The organism is Pseudoxanthomonas sp. UC19_8 (assembly GCF_042700505.1).
Taxonomy (GTDB): Bacteria; Pseudomonadota; Gammaproteobacteria; order Xanthomonadales; family Xanthomonadaceae; genus Pseudoxanthomonas_A; species Pseudoxanthomonas_A winnipegensis.
In genome coordinates this window covers 2,721,273-2,739,110 of the sequence record NZ_CP170559.1, presented here as the reverse complement: position 1 = coordinate 2,739,110, position 17,838 = coordinate 2,721,273, and the positions used below count along the sequence as shown (strand labels likewise).

14 protein-coding genes are annotated in these 17,838 nt (G+C 69.6%); 6 read left to right on the top strand and 8 right to left on the bottom strand.

Going from position 1 to position 17,838, the window contains the following annotated elements:
- Window positions 1–6 precede the first annotated feature (6 nt).
- The gene (locus ACFJIT_RS12170; RefSeq protein WP_379653741.1) at window positions 7–564 is read left to right on the top strand and encodes a DUF3228 family protein; all 558 of its coding nucleotides are present in this window, start codon (window positions 7–9) and stop codon (window positions 562–564) included.
- Window positions 565–636: 72 nt separating this feature from the next.
- Here ACFJIT_RS12170 and ACFJIT_RS12165 read toward each other — a convergent pair whose 3' ends face one another.
- From ACFJIT_RS12165 to ACFJIT_RS12140, 6 genes are read right to left on the bottom strand one after another with little or no spacing between them, the layout of a single operon-like run.
- Window positions 637–2,481 carry an NPCBM/NEW2 domain-containing protein gene (locus tag ACFJIT_RS12165; protein WP_379653740.1) on the bottom strand — a complete coding sequence of 615 codons (1,845 nt, stop codon included), beginning with the start codon at window positions 2,479–2,481 and terminating at the stop codon, window positions 637–639.
- Window positions 2,482–2,524: 43 nt separating this feature from the next.
- Window positions 2,525–3,472, bottom strand: a complete 948-nt coding sequence (locus ACFJIT_RS12160) for an N-acetylglucosamine kinase (protein WP_379653739.1) — start codon at window positions 3,470–3,472, stop codon at window positions 2,525–2,527.
- A gap of 5 nt (window positions 3,473–3,477) precedes the next feature.
- Entirely contained in the window at window positions 3,478–4,650 is a 1,173-nt protein-coding gene (locus tag ACFJIT_RS12155) for an SIS domain-containing protein (RefSeq protein ID WP_379653738.1), read from the bottom strand.
- Complete coding sequence (locus ACFJIT_RS12150; protein ID WP_379653737.1) at window positions 4,622–5,911, bottom strand: D-tagatose-bisphosphate aldolase, class II, non-catalytic subunit; 1,290 nt, start codon at window positions 5,909–5,911, stop codon at window positions 4,622–4,624. The genes ACFJIT_RS12155 and ACFJIT_RS12150 overlap by 29 nt, the downstream gene beginning before the upstream one ends.
- Window positions 5,912–5,927: 16 nt before the next feature.
- A complete protein-coding gene (locus tag ACFJIT_RS12145; RefSeq protein WP_379653736.1) occupies window positions 5,928–6,848 on the bottom strand; it encodes an EamA family transporter in 921 nt (306 codons plus the stop codon).
- Complete coding sequence (locus ACFJIT_RS12140; RefSeq protein ID WP_379653735.1) at window positions 6,845–8,935, bottom strand: glycoside hydrolase family 36 protein; 2,091 nt, start codon at window positions 8,933–8,935, stop codon at window positions 6,845–6,847. Before ACFJIT_RS12140 ends, ACFJIT_RS12145 begins: the two co-directional genes overlap by 4 nt.
- A gap of 117 nt (window positions 8,936–9,052) precedes the next feature.
- Between ACFJIT_RS12140 and ACFJIT_RS12135 the strand changes: the two genes are divergently transcribed.
- Entirely contained in the window at window positions 9,053–10,195 is a 1,143-nt protein-coding gene (locus ACFJIT_RS12135) for an amidohydrolase family protein (RefSeq protein WP_379653734.1), read from the top strand.
- Window positions 10,196–10,402: 207 nt separating this feature from the next.
- Here ACFJIT_RS12135 and agaR read toward each other — a convergent pair whose 3' ends face one another.
- Window positions 10,403–11,185, bottom strand: coding sequence for a transcriptional repressor AgaR (gene agaR / locus ACFJIT_RS12130; protein WP_130561167.1), 783 nt, complete (start codon window positions 11,183–11,185; stop codon window positions 10,403–10,405).
- A 143-nt stretch (window positions 11,186–11,328) separates the two neighbouring features.
- Between agaR and ACFJIT_RS12125 the strand changes: the two genes are divergently transcribed.
- Window positions 11,329–11,715, top strand: a complete 387-nt coding sequence (locus tag ACFJIT_RS12125) for a TonB-dependent receptor plug domain-containing protein (protein WP_379653733.1) — start codon at window positions 11,329–11,331, stop codon at window positions 11,713–11,715.
- A 372-nt stretch (window positions 11,716–12,087) separates the two neighbouring features.
- Window positions 12,088–14,202 (top strand): TonB-dependent receptor, encoded by a 2,115-nt coding sequence (locus ACFJIT_RS12120; protein ID WP_379655771.1) that lies wholly within the window; start codon window positions 12,088–12,090, stop codon window positions 14,200–14,202.
- Window positions 14,203–14,563: 361 nt separating this feature from the next.
- Here the strand turns inward: ACFJIT_RS12120 and ACFJIT_RS12115 are convergent, their stop codons facing one another.
- Window positions 14,564–15,484 carry a LysR family transcriptional regulator gene (locus tag ACFJIT_RS12115; protein WP_130523353.1) on the bottom strand — a complete coding sequence of 307 codons (921 nt, stop codon included), beginning with the start codon at window positions 15,482–15,484 and terminating at the stop codon, window positions 14,564–14,566.
- A gap of 108 nt (window positions 15,485–15,592) precedes the next feature.
- Here ACFJIT_RS12115 and ACFJIT_RS12110 point away from each other — a divergent pair, with 108 nt between their 5' ends.
- On the top strand, window positions 15,593–16,699 hold the full coding sequence (locus ACFJIT_RS12110) for a 4-oxalomesaconate tautomerase (RefSeq protein WP_379653732.1): 1,107 nt from the start codon (window positions 15,593–15,595) through the stop codon (window positions 16,697–16,699).
- Between the two features lie 61 nt (window positions 16,700–16,760).
- Window positions 16,761–17,837 (top strand): ABC transporter substrate-binding protein, encoded by a 1,077-nt coding sequence (locus tag ACFJIT_RS12105; RefSeq protein WP_130515788.1) that lies wholly within the window; start codon window positions 16,761–16,763, stop codon window positions 17,835–17,837.
- Window position 17,838 lies beyond the last annotated feature (1 nt).

The following is a 17,838-nucleotide window of genomic DNA, read 5'->3' as shown; positions in this document are numbered from 1 at the left end:
GCGGCGATGTCGATCGTGCTGACCCCGTTCGCGCGTGCGCGGCTGTTCCCGCGCACGCCGCGCGGCAACACCATCCAGGACTGCACCGCGGAAGGCTTCGAGGCCTATCTCAACGCCCACACGCCGCTGCGCGTGCTCGACGGCTACGCGCCGTTCTGCAAGCTGCACGTGCACCGCAACTGGACCTCGACCCGATGCCTGACCGTGCCGATCACCGCCGACAACCGGCATCTGCTGCGTTCGGCCTACGAGGCGCGCACCTCGGCCGAACTGCCGGTGCTGGTGCGCTGGTTCGAGGGCGTGCAGGCCCCGCGCGCCGACTACCTGCTGCCGATCCTCTACAGCCGCGCGCAGCTGGCCAAAGAGGGTGAGGCCATCGACGCGGACTGGGGCGTGGTCGGCTGCCTGTACACCGCCAAGCCGGAGGAGATCCCGATGGCCCCGATCACCATGCTGCGCAACGCGCTGGGCGTGGAGGAGGGCGGCTCCGGCGTGCCGCTGGACCGCGAGGCGTATCGGCGCGCAGTGGCGTTCTGGGAGCGCAACGCGAACTGGCGGCCTTGAGGCGCCTCAAGGCCATGCGTTCTCAGGCGACAGACCAAGCGGGAAGCACCTCGGGATGATCAGCGACGCGCGCTAGCGTTCGAGCAGCCGCGCGTCGGCCCAGGCGATCACCGGCGGCAGGTCGCCTGCGGAGGTGTCCTGCGCCTCGGCCACCAGCTCCAGCGTGCGTACGCCGTCGATCGGCAGGTCGAGCGTGGCCGCCTGATGCGCGCCCAGCGGCGCGGTGGCGTGCAGCAGCCGGCCGTCGCCGTAGACGCGGAACACGACACGGTCTCGCACCGGCGCCGCGTCGTCCTGCGGTCCGACCCGCGCGCGGAAGCGTACGAAATCTCCGCGCGTGGCGACTTCCAGGCGCGAGTCGGCGTGGGCGCCGATGCCATATGGATAAGCCCTGCCGGCCACGCGCAGCGTCGCGCCGTCGGGGGTGAGGTCGGCGCGGGGCGTGCCGGCCGGCTGGTCGAACCGCGTGCTGTAGAGCGGCAGGCCATCGGCGGCCACATGGACGCGCGCGGTCAACTCGCTGAGCAAGGCGCCGCCGGCCTGCACCGGCGTGCCGCTGACCTTGAGCAGCACGACCTCGCGTGGGGCGAGCGCGAACCGCAGGCTGCCGCGCGTCTGCGTCAGATCCTTGCGCTGCCACAGATCGCGCGCGCTGAAGCCGGCTTCGGCCAGCTTCATCTGCGCCGGCGTGACCTGCGCCGTGGCCGGCGCATCGCCGCGGTTGAACAGCAGCACCGCGCGTTCGCCGCGTGCCGCCAGCGGCTTGACCAGCAGCTGCAGCCCATCGGTATCGGAGACCAGCACGGCCTGGTTGCCGGCCGGGTCCTGGTCGATCGCGATCACCTCGGGATTGGACAGCAGATCGATCAGCGGCTGCGGCGCGCTGCGCAGATCGAAGCCCAGCAGCAGCGGCGCCGACAGCATCGCCCACAGCGAGAAATGCGTGCGCGCCTGCGCCAGATGCTGCGCGTCGAACTCGCCCAGCCCGATCGCCAGCATGTCCGGGTCGTTCCAGCGGCCGGGGCCGGCGTAGAGCTCGCGACGCGACGCCGAATCGAAGTTGTGCAGCATGCTGGCCCAGGTGGGCTCGATATCCGGACTGGTGCGCCACAGGTTGCCGTGCGCGCCGCCCCAGTCGCGCACGCCGGCCTCGCCCCAGGAGCAGATCGACAGCACGAAATCGTCGTCCGGATTGAGGTCGGCCAGCAGCCGCCCGATGCGGGCGTAGCGCGTCTCCACCGCGTCGGCATCGGTGCGCTGCGCGTCGCCGCGCACGATCAGCGGCCGTAGCGGGCGATGGCCGCTCTGCCGCACCGGCTCGCTGTCGGCGCCGAAGTCCGCCAGCCCGCAGGCATCGACCTTCAGATAGTCGAAGCCCCAGTCCTGGAACATCGTCTTCAGGTCCGAGGCCTCGAAGCCCTGCAGTCCGATCTCGCGCTGCGCCACGCTGCCGACCGGCAGGTTGGGGCTGTGCCGGTCGAAGGCCTGCGAGCACGCGTTGCGGCCGGCATCGGTATACAGCCCGGCCTTGAAGCCGCGCGCGTGCAGCAGGTCGGTCCAGGCGCGGAAGCCGGTGCCGCCGTCGGCCTGCCTGGCGATGGGGAACATGCTCGTGCGGATCTCGATGCGCCCTTGCGCGTCGCGCCGCAGCCACCAGCCATCGTCGAGGTTGACGTAGCGATAGCCGGCCTGCTGCAGGCCGCGCTGCTGCAGGGCGTCGACCACCGACAGGATGCGCGCCTGATCGACCTCGGTGCGGAACGCGTTCCAGGGGTTGAAGCCCATCGGCGGCGTGGCCGCCGCGCCGTGCCCGTAGACGCTGAAGCGCCCGCTCGGCTGCAGCGCATCGCTGGGCTGGCCGGCCGCGGCGGGCAAGGCGCACAGCGCGAGCAGGGAGGCCAGCAGCCGTCGATTCATCGCTTCATTCCTTCTGCGGGGCCGGCGGACTGCGGCGGGGCGTTCAGCGCGGCGCCGCGCCGGCCAGCTGCAGCGCGTAGAGCGCCGCGCCGTAGTGCGGGGGATGGATCGGCGTGCGCAGGACGAAGTCCTCGCTCCACCGGGCCAGCGCCGTCTGGAACGGCTGCATCAGCAGCGCGCCGGCACTGAAGGCGCCGCCGGAGTAGGACAGCGGCACCGGCTCGCCGGGTTCGAAGCCGAGCAGCGCGCGCAGCGCCTGCGCGATCCGCGCCAGTTCCTCGCCGGCCTGCTGGAAGATCCCGATCGCCACCGCATCGCCCGCGTCGGCGGCCTGCGCTACCTGTACGGACAGGCGGGCGATGTCGCCGCGCGTGCCGACGCCCTCGCCATAGACGTGCGCGCACAGGTCCAGGTCGTCGTCCAGGTCGAAGTGCGCGCGCAGGATCGCGTGCAGGGGCCCGCGCGGCAGGCGGCCATCGCTCATGCGCGAGAAGGCGTTGAGCCCCTGCGTGGCGATCCAGTGGGCCGACCCTTCGTCGCCGAACGCCTCGCCCCAGCCGCCGGCGCGCGCCGCGGCCGCGCCGCGCCGTCCATAGCCCATCGAGCCGGTGCCCGCGATGATGTTGATGCCATCGGCGCAGGCCAGCGAGCCGGCCCAGCCGCACACCATGTCGTTGTCGCAGGCGTAGCGCTGGTGGCCAAGCACCTGGCCGGGGATGAGGTCCAGCGCCGCGGTGGCGCGGCGGTCCTCGCCATAGGCGGGCAGGCCGAAGAACGCCTGCGCGATGTCATCGCGGCCGCGCTGCAGCGGCGCCAGCACGGTGGCGATGCCTTCTTCCAGGATGCGGCGCACGCCGTCCAGCCCGACCTGCGGGTGGTAGGCGGTGCCCAGCTGGGTCTGCGCCAGCAGCGTGCCGGCGGCATCGATCAGCGCGAAGCGCGTCTTGGTGCCGCCGCCATCGACGCCCAGATACAGCGCGTGTCCAGGCATCGGGCTCAGGATTCCAGCGCGTACAGCTGCACGCCCTGCACGACGCGGTTGACGATGCCGGCCGGGTTGGGATTGTCCGGCGTGACGCCGCGCACGCGCGCATGCGCGAAGGCGTAGATCTGCGCGGCGGCCACGTAGGGCCACAGCAGGTCCACGTCGGCGGCCTGGGCCAGGCCGGGCACGGCCAGCGTGTCGGCATCGTCGCTGCGCGGCCGGGCTGAGATCTCGATCACGCGCGCGGCCACGCCGTCGCGGCGCAGTTCGTCGATCAGGTCGTGGTCGTAGCGGCGGGTGTAGGGATCGTTCGACACGAACACCACCACAAGGGTCTTGGCGGTGACGAAGGTCTTGGGCCCATGGCGGAAGCCCAGCGGCGAGTCGTAGCAGGTCGCCACCGCGCCATTGGTCAGCTCGCCCAGCTTGAGCGTGGCCTCGCGCGCCAGGCCCTGGAACAGCCCGCTGCCCAGGTAGACGACGCGGTCGTGGCGGGCATTGGCCAGGGCCTGCAGCAGCGGCAGCGCGTCCTGGATCACCGCCTCGGTCGCCTGCGCGATCGGCGCGATGCGCGCATCCAGTGCGCCGGCCGGCAGCAGCGCGGCCAGGGCGGTGTACATCATGCAGCTGAAGGAGGAGGTCATCGCGAAGCTGGTGTCGTGCGTCTCTTCCGGCAGCGTCACGGTCATCGCCTGCCTGACCGGCGCGGTGGCCAGCTTGCCCTGCGCGTTGCAGGTCACCACCAGATGGCGCACGTCGCGCACCAGCGATTCGGTCAGCTCGACCGCGGCGATGCTCTCCGGGCTGTTGCCCGAGCGGCCGAAGGAGATCAGCAGCAGCGGTTGCGCCGGGTCCAGATACAGCTGCGGCGCGCACACCAGATCGGTGGTCGGCACCGCGTCCACGCGCGCGGCCAGCGCACGGTCCAGCAGCGGCGCCAGGCACTGGCCGATATAGGCCGAGGTGCCCGCACCGGTGAGGATCACGCGCGCGGCCGGGTCGTTGGCGATCGGCGCGGCGAAGGCCTGCAGCTGCGCGTGCAGGTCGGCGATCAGCGCATGGGTGCGACGCAGCAGCCGCGGCTGCTGGGCGATCTCGCGCGCGGTCCAGATGGCGTGGCTGGCCTCCAGCTCGGCCTCGGGCACGCCGAGGAGCTCAGGAACGGTCTTGGTCATGGCATGCATGGTGATACTCATCGAGAACGGCACTGACGTGGGCCATGGCCAGGGACTGCGGGTCGAGCGTCGCGGTTCCGGTGCGGAGGGCGTGCAATGCGTGGGGAAGGAACTGGCTGACCAGCGAGAGCGGCGGCGGGTCGCGCCGCAGGTTGTCGAACAGCTGCAGGCGCGCCTGTTCGATGCGCGCATCCGGCCAGTAGTAGCGGATGCGGTCGGACAGGCTGTACTGCAGGTCGATGTCCAGCGCGTGGCCCTGGCCGTGGTAGTAGCGGCGCCAGTGGCCGGGTTCGGCGTGCAGGCGCTGCAGCACGACCTCGCGCAGGCGCGCCTGCCGGGTCGGCTCGATCCACTCGCGCTCGATCGCATCCAGCGCCCACAGCGCCTCGCGCAGGGCGAAGGTCAGGCCCGGGCCCACCTTGAGGATGGCGAAGTGATCGCGCACCAGCGCGGCCAGCGCATCGCGGGTCTGGTAGTCGGTGGAGTGCGCCTCGAAGACCATGTCCGGCACGGTGGTGATCGACCGGCTCAGGGCCACGGCCTTGTCGGGCGCGTAGTCGATGACGCTGTGGTGGTCGAACTCCACGCCCGGCTGCACGACCGAGGCGACCACGCGCTGCCAGGCGGCCTCCAGGCCGGCCTCGACGAAGGCGACGCGGTGGGCCTCGATGGTGGCCAGCGCCGCTTCCGGCGTGGTGACAGCAAGGCCCTCGATGGCCTCGGTGGCGCCGCCGGGGACCGGGACCTCGGTACCGATCACGTAGACCGGCGCCTCGCCGCCGGCCTGCTGCCAGGCGGCCTCGGCCGCGCGCGCCAGCCGCACGGCGCGCTGCACGATCTGCGCCTCCGGCAGCGGCTCGGCATCGCCCGCGCAGGCCATCGAGCAGTCCAGGTGGATCTTGCGGAAACCCGCCGCGACGTAGGCGGCGACCATTGTCTCGGCCTTGTCCATCGCGGCCGAGGCCTCCAGCGTTGTCCACGGGTTCGGCCCCAGGTGATCGCCGCCCAGCGCGATGCGCGAGGCATCGAAGCCCACGCGCCGGGCGATGCCGTGCACGAAGGCGACGAAGTCGGCCGGCGTCATGCCGGTATAGCCACCGTCCTGGTTGACCTGGTTGCAGGTCGCCTCGAACAGCACCAGGTCCTGTCCGGTGCGCTGGGCGTGATGCAGCGCGGCTTCGATGACGAGAGGATGCGCCGAGCAGATCGAGGTCACGCCGACGGCGTGGCCCGAGGTGTGGCGTGCGATGAGGTCGAGCAGAACTTGCACGGGGGAATGATCCGGATCAGGAAAGAGGAGCGTCGGCCGGGCGCTCGGGTTCGAGCACCAGCAGCAGCGAGGCGATCAGGGCCAGCACCAGGCCGGCGGCCTTGAGCGGGCCGGGCACCACGCCGGCGAACAGCAGTGCCAGCGCCGCGGTGACCAGGGGCGCGCCGGCATTGCTCAAGGGCGCGACCACCATCGCCTTGCCGTAGCGGAAGGCGAACACCAGGGTCAGCGCGCCGATGGCGTTGAGCACCTGGATGCCGGCGGCCAGCCAAGGACCGGTCAGGCCGGTGTTGATCGGCTGGTCGAAGTCGGTCATCCACAGCGCGACCGGGGCCAGCAGCAGCGCGCCGAGGGTCATGTAGGCGAAGATGCTGTCGGCGCGCACGCTGTCGTTGGCCAGCTTCATGAAGAACGCCTGCACGCCCCAGGCCAGCATGATCAGCAGCGACTGCACGAACCAGCCCAGGCCCCCGCCCGCGCCGCGGCCGAAGGACAGGTCCAGCATCGGCAGCGCGACCAGCGCCAGCACGATGCCCAGCGTGCCCTGCCAGCCGGTGCGCTCGCGCAGCAGCACGAAGGACAGCGCGATGGTCACCACCGGCGAGAGCGAGATGATCGGGAACACGAAGTACGCCGGCCCGATGATCAGCGTATGGAACAGCAGCATCTGCCCGCCCGCGCCGAGCAGGCCGATGGTCAGGCCGTAGACCACGGCCCTGGGCGAGCGCTCCAGCTGCCAGCCGCCGCGCCACAGGATGTAGAGCGCCGGCGGCAGCATGGTCAGCGCCCACACCACATAGACCAGCGTGTCGGAGAACCCGTGCGCGGCCGACAGCGGCGACAGCGCGCCCCATACGCCCCACAGCACGACGGTGACCAGCGCATAGGCCAGCCAGGGGCGCCGACGCGGCGCGCTCGCGGTGAGCGTGGCGCTCATGCGGCGGTCTCCGGCGTGGCCTGCAGGAACAGAAAGCGCTCGAACGACGCCGGCAGCGTCGCCGTCGGCCCCTGGACCACGCCCAGGTCGCGTGCGTTGAACAGGTCGCGCACCTTCCAGCGGCCGGCGGAAAGCCCGCGCAGTTCCACCTGCCCGTCGAAGCGCGGCGCGTAGAAGGTGTAGTACTGCGCCCCGTCCTTGGCGATGACGTGGGTCTCGGGCCGGTCGAAGCCGATGTCGTAGAGCGTGCCCAGGTACTCGCCCTTGGGCAGCATGTGCGCCTTGTACAGGTCGACCCACTTGCGCCATAGCGCCTCGCGCTCGGGCGTCAGCACGAAGCCGCCCGGCGGCAGCGGCTCGGCCGGATGCTCGGTGTCCCTGGGCCAGGTGAACTTGGTGGAGATCACCGCGCCGATGCCGACGGTCGAGGCGAAGTCGTCGCGCTGGTCCGACAGCTCCACATGGTCGCCGGCATAGCTGCTGCGATGGCCCATCAGCGCCTTGATCGACTTGCCCTTGCTGCGCACCTGCCAGGAGGACAGCGGATCGGAGGCCGGGTACTGGTCGGTGGCCGGCAGGTTGTGGAAGGCGAACGCGGTCCCACACGGGCACAGTTCGACCACCGCCTCGGGATTGGCCTCGTGCGCGGCGTGGTAGATCGCCTGCCAGAACCTGGCCAGGCCTTCGACCGAGTCCTCGGGCCGGGCGTGGCGGTGGGCCGGGTTGTAGCAGGGCGCCACCGCATTGAGGTGCTGGCCGTCCAGCTTGATGCCCTCGAAACCCCAGTCGCCGATGATCTTCTTCACCAGCGCCACGTAGAAGTCGATCACCGGTTGATAGGCCGGGCACTGGGTCAGCGCATTCCACCAGGTCACGGTCTGGAAGGCGCCGGTCTTGTCCAGCAGCAGCATGTCGACGTGGTCGTGCAGCACGTCGCTGCCCGGATCGGCGGCCAGCGGCGCCAGCCACAGGCGCGGACGCATGCCGTGCTGGCGCACCTGCGCGGTAAAGGCGCGCATGTCCGCATCGCCGCGCGGGAACTTCTTCAGGTCGATCTTCCAGTCGCCCTCGTTGGTCTGCCAGCCATCGTCCAGCACCGCCCATTCGAAACCCAGCGCCTGCGCCTTGGGCAGCGTGTCGACGATCTGCTTGACGGTGAAGTCGCGCTCGTAGCCCCAGGCGCACCAGATCGGCGCGAAGGCCGAGTCCGGCGGACGCGGGCCTTCGATGCCCTCGGCCGCCATGAACTGGCGGTACTGCCGCAGCGGTGCGTAGAAGTCGCCGCGATGCACGGCCAGGAAGGTGCGTTCGGTGACCAGCTCGGCGCCGGGCGCCAGGGTGATCGGCTGCTGGCCCTCGATGGCGATCGACGCGCCGGTCGCGGTGCGCTTGACCGGCATGGCCAGAGGCCGCGGCACCGGTTCGACATGGCCGACCGCCAGGCCGACATCGCGGCGCCACAGGTTGGCCACCGGCGTGCCGCCGCCGTAATCGGAGGAATCCATCGCCAGGCTGTTGCGCTGGTCGAAGTCCTCGCCCAGCGGCTGCACCCAGTCGCGGCGATCGGTATGGGTGGACCCGGAGAAGCTCCAGAAGCCGCCCGGCGCCTCGCGCAGCGCGTGGGCGCTGCTGCGCCAGCCGATCACGCTCAGCGGCGTATCGCCCAGGTTGCGGTAGCGCACCTGCAGCAGGGCCAGGCCGGGCAGGGCCTCGAACCAGCTCACGGCGACCTGCTTCTCCACGCCCTGCGCGGCGCGGCCGGTGAACACCACCTGCCGGCCGCGGCCATGGCGCGGATCGTCCAGGTCGTGGGCCTGCTGGCCGCTCAGGCTGAAATCGCCGATCTGATCGCCGTCCAGCAGCAGGACCTCGCTGGGCTGCCAGTCGGTCAGCGGCTTGCCCCAGGCCGACAGGCGCGTATGCATGCGCTGGTCGAAGGCGATGCCCAGCACCGCATCGCCCGCCTGCGAACCGGTGGCCGGTGCGGCAGCCGCGGCGCGCGCCCAGGGCAGGGTGCTCCAGGTCATGCCGCCGGCCACGCTGCCAGCAATGAACTTCAGGGCGGTGCGGCGTCCAATCGGGGGCATGTGGGCTGATCCGGTGGCGATGCCGGGCATTCTGCGTGCGCAGGGCGCGTTGATGCAAGCGTTTTGTTGCGATATGGTTCCTATAAGTTTCGTTTGGTTACCAGAAAAGGGCGTGCGATGCGTTGGAAGCAGCAGGGGCTCTTCGTCGGTGTGGCGGTGCTGGGGTTGGCGGCCTGCTCGCCTTCGACGCGGCCCGCAGTGTCCATGCCCGCCGAGGCCGACGCGACGCCGCCGGCGACCTACGCCATGGACGACTACGCCAGGGTGCGCAAGTTCGATGCGCATGTGCATGCCAACGGGACCGATCCGGTGTTCCTGCAGCTGGCGCGGTCGGACAACTTCGAACTGCTGTCGATCAACGTCGACTACCCGGACTTCCCCACGCTCGAGGCGCAGCATCGCCTCGCCCTGGCGCTGGCCCGGGAAGAGCCACAGCGCTTCCATTGGGCGGCGTCCTTCACGATGAAGGGCTTCGGCACGCCGGGCTGGCTGGCGCGCACCAACCAGAGCCTGGACGCGGCGGTCGCCGAAGGTGCGCGCGCGGTGAAGGTGTGGAAGAACATCGGCATGGTCGAGCGCAACGCCAGGGGCGAGCTGATCACCCTCGACGACCCGGGCCTGTCGCCGGTGGCCGATCACGTCCAGTCGCTCGGCGTGCCGCTGATCGCGCACCAGGCCGAGCCTTATAACTGCTGGCTGCCGCTGGACCAGATGACCACCGACAACGACCGCGAGTACTTCGCGCACCATCCGGACTACTACATGTATCTGCATCCGGAGATGCCCTCGCACGAGGCGCTGATGGCCGCGCGCGACCGCTTCGTCGCCGCGCATCCGCGGCTGCGCTTCGTGGGCGCGCACATGGCCAGCCTGGAATACGACGTGGACGTGCTGGCCAAGTTCCTCGACACCCATCCCAACGCCACGGTCGATCTGGCGGCGCGCATGAGCCAGGTGCAGTACCAGTCGCTGCGCGACCCGGCCAAGGTGCGCGACTTCTTCGTCCGCTACCAGGACCGGCTGCTGTACGGCACCGACCTGACCCAGGCGCCCGATGCCGACCCGGCCGCCTTCCGCGCCGAGGCGCACGCGATGTGGATCTCGGACTGGAAATACCTGGCGACGGGCGAATCCCAGCGCATCGACATGCTCAAGGCCGACGTGCCGGGCCTGGCGCTGCCGCGCGCGGTGATCGACAGGATCTACTACGCCAATGCGCTGCGTGAGTTCGGTTTGAAGCGCCAGGTGGCCGCCAGGTAGTCCGAAGACCACGTGGCGCTGCCTAGGGGTGGCGGGTTCACCGGGAGACCTTCATCGCCGCCATGGCCCCCCTGTAGAGCGGAGCTCGCTCCGCTGGGGCTTTCCCACGAACCGCCCGCCGGGGGGGGCTTTCCCACGCACCGAACGCAGAGCAGCGGAGCGAGCTCCGCTCTACAGGTGGGCGTTTGAGGAGCCAGTGATCCGTGGTCAGGCGCGCACGACTTCGACGCCGAGGGCCTGGCAGGCGCCGGTGATGTCGTCCGGCGCGCCGGTGTCGGTGATCAGCGCGTTGAGCCCGGACACCGGGATGATCCGGTGCAGGCAGACCTTGCCGAACTTGGAGCTGTCGGTGATCGCCACCACCATGCGCGCGGCCTCGACCATCTTGCGGTTGAGCATGGCCTCGGGCTCGTAGTGGGTGGTGATGCCGCGTTCCAGGTCGAGGCCGTCGACGCCCAGGAACAGCTTGTCCACGTGCAGGGCGTCCAGCGCCTCGACGGTCAGGCCGCCGTAGAAGGCCATGTTCTTGCGGCGCAGCTCGCCGCCCAGCATCACGATGTTGATGTTGGACTTGGGCGCCAGCGAGGACAGCACGCCGAAGTCGTTGGTGACCACGGTGATCTCGATGTCCGGCAGCGCCTCGGCCAGCTGGATCGCGGTGGTGCCCGAGTCGATGGCGATGGTGTCGCCGGCCTGCACCAGCGCGGCGGCGCGCGCGCCGATGCGGCGCTTTTCGTCCAGGTGGGCGGTGCGTTTCGTTTCGTAAGGCGGTTCGGTGGCGGTGTGGCCGACCACGTTGCTGTCGATCGCGCCGCCGTAGGCGCGCGCCATGACGCCGCGTTCCTCCAGGTAGCGCAGGTCCTTGCGGACGGTCTGCATGCTCACGCCGAACCGCTTCGCCAGCGCGGTGACCTGGACGCTGCCGTGCTGGCGCACGAGCTCGCTGATCTGCAGGCGGCGCTGGCTGGTGTCGCGGGTGACGGGCGGCATGGAGACTCCTGGGGCAAACGCTCCAGAGTATACGGGCATTTCGTTAAATTTCGCTATTGATACAAAACGAAACATCATTTAGGCTCGGTTTCGTTGCTTCATCAGCCAGGCCCCCCACCAGCCTTCCTCTCCAGGAGATCGCCGTGAACGCCGTCCCTCTGCAGCGCCGCCGTCTGTGTCATGGAATCGCCCTCGCCCTGTTGGTGCCGGCTACCGCCTGGTCCCAGGAGACCACCCCGGCGCCTGGACCGCAGGTCCAGCAGGAGGCCGCGCCGGCCGATGCGCAGGACGCCACCGATCTGCAGACCGTCCAGGTCAAGGGCGTGCGCGCCGCGCTGACCCGCTCCAACGATCTCAAGCGCGACGCGTCCACGGTGCAGGACTCGATCACCGCGCTTGAGCTGGGCAAGTTCCCGGACAACAACGTCGCCGATTCGCTCAGCCACATCACCGGCGTGTCGATCAGCCGCACCGCCGGCGGCGAGGGCCAGAAGGTCAGCGTGCGCGGCCTGGGCCGGAGTACACCCTGACCACGTTCAACGGCCGCATCCTGGCCACCGACGGCGAAGGCCGCGACTTCGCCTACGACGTGCTGCCGGCCGACGTGATCAGCGGCGCCGACGTGATCAAGGGCGCCGAGGCCGCCAACACCGAGGGCGCGATCGGCGGCTTGGTCAATCTGCGCTCGGCCAGCCCGTTCGACCAGCCGGGCCAGCACGGCGCGGTGCGCATCGAGGGCGACCGCAACCAGATGTCCGACCTCAACGGGCACAAGTTCTCCGGCGTCTACAGCAACACCTTCGCCGACGACACCATGGGCGTGATCCTGGGCGTGGTCTCGGCGCGCCGCAAGGACCGCACCGACACCGCCGGCAACGACGGCGGCTGGACCCGCAACCCCGATCCGAACGATCCCTCCTGGGGCGGCAACGCCTGGGGGCGGCAACATCGATCTCAACAACAACGGCGAGCTGGACCCGGACGAATACGGCCTGATCGCGCCGGGCCAGTTCCGCGTCGGCTCGATCCTGGAGAACAAGAAGCGCACCGCCTTTTCCGGCAAGTTCGAATGGCGGCCCAGCGACAGCTTCAGGCTGACCGTCGACGGGCTGAAGACCAAGCTCGACTCGCCGCAGGTCGGCTACCAGCAGTCCTATTACCCGCTGTTCTCGCCGGGCCGCTGGTCGAACGTGACCGTGCAGAACGGCATCGTCACCGGCCTGACTCTGGACAACCCCGATCCCGAGCTGCGCCTCAACCCCGAACTGCTCAACAAGACCGAGTACCGCGTGGTCGATACCGCGCTCTACGGCGCCAACGCGCAGTGGAAGGTCACCGACGACTTTACCGTGACCGGCGATGTCTACCGCTCCACCTCGCGTCGTCATTCCGGCGGCCAGGACAGCTATGTGGTGCTGCGCCTCAACCAGCCCAACACCACCACCATCTCGCTCAATCCCTCCGGCATCCCCAACGTCACCACCTCGCTGACCGACGGTCGCGACTGGGCCAGCGGGCTGGCCAAGGGCGAGTTCGGCCCCAACGACTTCATCACCCACTACAACGAACTGGCCGGCGACAACATCGAGGACCGCATCACCGGCGGCACGGTCGGCGGCGACCTGTTCGTCGGCGCCGGGCATGTGGACCATTTGAAGTTCGGCGTGAGCCTGACCGATCGTCGCAAGTCGCGCGACCTGATCACCAACACGCTCACCGGCGGCGCCGACTACTATTCCGGCGACAACGCGATCAACGTCGGCGCGCTGGGCGGCAATCTGCTCTCGGTGTACTCGCTGCCCAACTTCATGAGCGGGGTGAAGTCGCGCTTCCCGCGCAGCTTCATCGCCTTCGACGTGCCGGCCTACGAGGCCGCGCTGGCCGCGTACAAGGGCACGCGCGCCGACGGCAGCGCCTACGACTACAGCAACGCCGCGCCGGCGTGGAATCCGCTGGAGAGCTACCGCGTCAGCGAGAAGACCGCCTCGTTCTATGTGCAGGCCGACCTGTCCGGCGATCGCTGGGACGGCAACGTGGGCGTGCGCGTGGTCTCGACCAACACCACCTCGCAGGCCTGGGACGCCAAGATCACCAGCATCACCGAGAACGGGGCGTTCAACTACACCGCGACCTACGCCGATCCCACCGGCATCAGCCAGAAGGGCAGCTACACCTACGTGCTGCCGGCGGCCAACTTCATCTGGCACTTCAGCGACGACCTGCAGCTGCGCCTGGGCGCGGCCAAGACCATGGCGCGGCCCTCGGTGGAGCAGCTGGCGCCGACCAGCACCACCCAGAGCGTGTCCTGGGGCGAGTTCACCCAGGTCTACGGCGGCAACGTCGACCTGAAGCCCTACAGCGCCAAGCAGGGCGATGCCTCGCTGGAGTGGTACTTCTCCGAGCACTCCATCGCCAACCTGGCGGTGTTCTACAAGCGCATCGACAACCAGATCACCACCAGCTGGGAGACCGGCCAGGACATCGGCGTGGGCGGCATCACCGATGCCAACGGCAACGTGGTCTCGCCGGGCCCGACGCTGTTCAACGTCATGCGCCCGATCAACGGCGATTACGCCAAGGTGCACGGCATCGAGGCGGGCCTGCAGCACTTCTGGGACAACGGCCTGGGCTTCCGCGCGCAGTACACGCGCAACTGGTCCGAGAGCTGGGTCGATGGCGAGAAGCGTCCGCTGGAGGGCATCGCGCCGTCGGTCTATTCGGTCAGCCTGATGTACGAGAAGGGCCCGTGGGACCTGGGCGTGACCGCCGACCACACCGACGGCTTCGTCAGCGCGGTCAACGTGCTGGGCGCCGGCTACAACGAGAAGGCCGATCCGATCACCTGGATGACCGCGCACATCACCTACAACATCAACGACATGTTCACCGTCTCGCTGGAAGGCAACAACCTGCTCGACGAGGAGCAGACCACCAGCATCAACGGCAACCCGCTGCTGCTCAACAGCTACTACCGCTACGGCCGCAGCCTGACCCTGGGCCTGACGATGCGGTTCTGACCGCCGCGCGCTCTGGATCACGGAAAAGGCCTCGCGAGAGGCCTTTTCTGTTGGTTCCTCCCTGTAGAGCGGAGCTCGCTCCGCTGGGGCTTTCCCCACGGACTGAACGGAGAGCAGCGGAGCAAGCTCCGCTCTACAAGGGGGGGCGCGACGTCATCGGAAGAAGGAGTTGCTCCCACGGAGGCGTGACGCGCTGTCCCAGCCAAGCGTCCACCAGTTGGGGCTGGCGAACCGAGGCGCGGCGCCCGGCCCGGTCGAGGCTGGGCGGCGAAACGGGCTTTTCGCACCCGCTCACTGCATCGATCGGTTCGCGCCTCGCACGTCGGCGAGGCATCTCTTTAACTGCGTCGTGCGTGCCGCGCTAGCCGCGCGTGCGCTCGGTCGTGCGCGCGCCGGGCTTCCACTGCTTCTGCAGCATCTGCAAGAAGCGCTCGGCCATCGGCGAGAGCGCCGCGTTGTTCCGGCGCACGATGCCGATGGTGCGCGAGACCACCGGGCTGTCGATCGGGCGCGTGACCAGGGTGGGATGGTCGCCCTGCGGCGTGGCCATGCGCGGCAGCACCGACACGCCGATGCCGGCCTCGACCATGCCCAGCGAGGTCGACAGGTGGGTGACCTCGTAGAACCAGCGCAGCTTCAGGTTCTCGCGTGCGAGCGCGCCGTCGAGCAGGGTGCGGTTGCCGCTGGTGCGGTGCACGGTGATCAGCTGGTGCTTCTCCAGGTCGCTCCAGGCGATCTTGCGCTTCTTGGCCAGCGGGTGATCGCGCCGGCAGGCGAGCACGAAGGGATCCTCCACCAGCACCTCGAAGCTCAGGTTGGGATCGGAGGCGCCCATGAAGTTGATGCCGAACTCGACCTCGCCGCGCTCCACCGCCTGCAATCCCTCGGTGGCCGGCACGTCCAGGATGCGGAAGCGCACGTTGGGATGCTCGGCATGGAAGCGCGCCATCACGCTGGGCAGGAAGTAGAACGCCGCGGTGGGCAGGCAGGCGATGGTGATCTGGCGGCCGACGTGATCGCCGCGCTGGGCGAACAGCGAGCCGTCGAACTCCTCCAGCATGCGCCGCACCAGCGGCAGCAGGTTCTCGCCCACGGCCGTGGTGGAGACGCTGCGCGTGGTGCGCTCGAGCAGCGGCGAGCCGATCGCCTGCTCGAGTTTCTGGATGCGCCGGCTCAGCGCGGGCTGTGAGACGTGCAGGGTCTCGGCCGCGCGGTGGAAGCTGCGCGACTCGGCCACCAGCAGGAAGGCGCGCAGGTCCAGGATTTCGCAATTCATGCTCATATCGGATCAATCCACCGAAAAATAGCAATTCACAGATCAATCGTGGCCATGCCAGGATCGCATCACACCGGATCATTAATCCGGAACTGGTATGAATCTACCACGCCCATGTCCAACGACCTGCTCAGCGTTCCCTGTGTTCTGATGCGCGGCGGCACCTCCAAGGGGCCGTTCTTCCTTGCCTCGGACCTGCCTGCCGACGCGGCCGAGCGCGACCGCCTGCTGCTGGAGGTGATGGGTTCGGGCCATCCGCTGCAGATCGACGGCATCGGCGGCGGCAACGCGCTGACCAGCAAGGTCGCGATCATCGATCGCGCCAGCCGCGCCGACGCCGATGTCGATTACCTGTTCGCCCAGGTGCGCGTGGACCAGCGCGTGGTCGATACCGCGCCCAACTGCGGCAACATGCTGGCGGCGGTGGGGCCGTATGCGATCGAGCGCGGCCTGGTGCCGGCACGGCATCCGCGCACCCAGGTGCGCATCCACAACGTCAACACCGGCAAGGTGATCGTGGCCACGGTGGAGACGCCCAACGGCCAGGTGGCCTACCTGGGCGATACCCGCATCGCCGGCGCGCCCGGCACCGCCGCGCCGATCTCGCTGGCCTTCCTGGATGCCGCCGGCGCGCGCACCGGCAAGCTGCTGCCGAGCGGGCGCGCCAGCGAATGGATCGACGAGGTCGAGGTGAGCCTGGTCGACTGCGCCATGCCGCTGGTGCTGATCCGCGCCGAGGCGCTGGGCCTGCGCGGCGACGAGACGCCGGCCCGCCTCAACGCCGATGCCGCGCTGCTGGCGCGGATCGAGTCCATCCGCGTCGAGGCAGGGCGACGCATGGGCATCGCCGACGCCGCCGACCGTGTGATTCCCAAGCCGGTGCTGCTTGCTGCGCCGCAGCACGGCGGCCACCTGCAGGTCCGCTACTTCATGCCGCATCAGTGCCACACCGCGCTGGCCATCACCGGTGCGGTGGGGCTGGCCACGGCGGTGGTCACCGAGGGCACGCTGGCCCACACCATGGTGGGATATCTGCCGCTGCCGACCACGATTACCCTTGAGCATCCCAGTGGCAGCCTGGCCGTCGGGCTCAGCCGCGCCGCGGGCAGCGAAGCGGTCGTCGCCAGCGTCGTGCGGACCGCGCGGCGTCTGTTCGAAGGCCGGGTGTTCGCCCCCTCGCCACGCACTTCCGTCGCTGCCGAATGGACCTCAGCGGCATGACCTGATTCGCCGGGTCCGACCCGGTCCCCGTTTCGCATCGCATACATCCTGGGAGGGATCGATGTACAAGCCACTCATGGCGGCCACCCTGGTCGCCGCCGCCCTCGTCCTGTCCGCCTGCGGCAAGGACGCCAGCCACGCCTCCGGCGCCGCGCCGGGCGCCGACGATGCGCCGGTGCGCATCAGCGTCGGCTCCTACAATCTCAACAACCTGCCGTTCTTCGTGGCCGATGCCCAGGGCTACTTCAAGGACGAAGGCCTCCAGGTCAAGACCGAGAACTTCGCCCAGGGCGGCTCGAAGGTGCTGCAGGCGCTGGTCGCCGGTTCGACCGATGTGGCGGTGGGCTTCTACGACCACACCATCCAGATGCAGGCCAAGCGCAAGGACGTCACCGCCTTCATCCTGCTCTCGCGCAATTCGGGCCTGGTGCTGGCCGGGCGCAACGACGGCACCTTCGATCCGGCCAGGCCGCAGACGATCCAGGGCATGAAGGTCGGCATCACCGCGCCGGGTTCCTCGTCGGACTTCTTCGTCCGCCACTACCTGGCGCGCAACAAGATTCCCGAGACGGCCGTGTCGCTGATCGGCGTGGGCTCCGGCGCCGCCGCGGTGGCCGCGCTGGAGCAGGGCAAGGTCGACCTGCTGGTCAACTACGATCCGGCCGCCACGCTGATCGCCGAACGCAAGGTCGGCAAGATCCTGATCGATGCGCGCAGCGACGCCGGCGCGCGCCAGGTCTACGGCGGGCTGTACCCGACCTCGGTGCTGTACGCGCAGTCGGCGTTCCTGCAGCAGCGGCCGCAGGCGGTGGAGAAGATCGTGCGGGCCGAGCAGCGCGCGCTGGCCTTCATCGCCGATCACAGCGGCGAGCAGATCGTGGCCGCGCTGCCGGACAGCTACGTCTCCGGCGACCGCGCCACCTACGCCAAGGCGGTGGAGAACGCGCGCGCCATCTTCACCCGCGACGGGCGCTTCGTGCCCGAGGACCTGACCACGCCGCTGGCCGTGCTGAGCGAGTTCAACGACGGCGTGGCCCAGGCCAAGGTGGACCTGTCCAAGACCTATACCAACGCGTTCGTCGATCGTGCCCTGGCCGCCGGAGGTGGCGCATCGGCCACCGCCGCGGCCAGGCAATAAC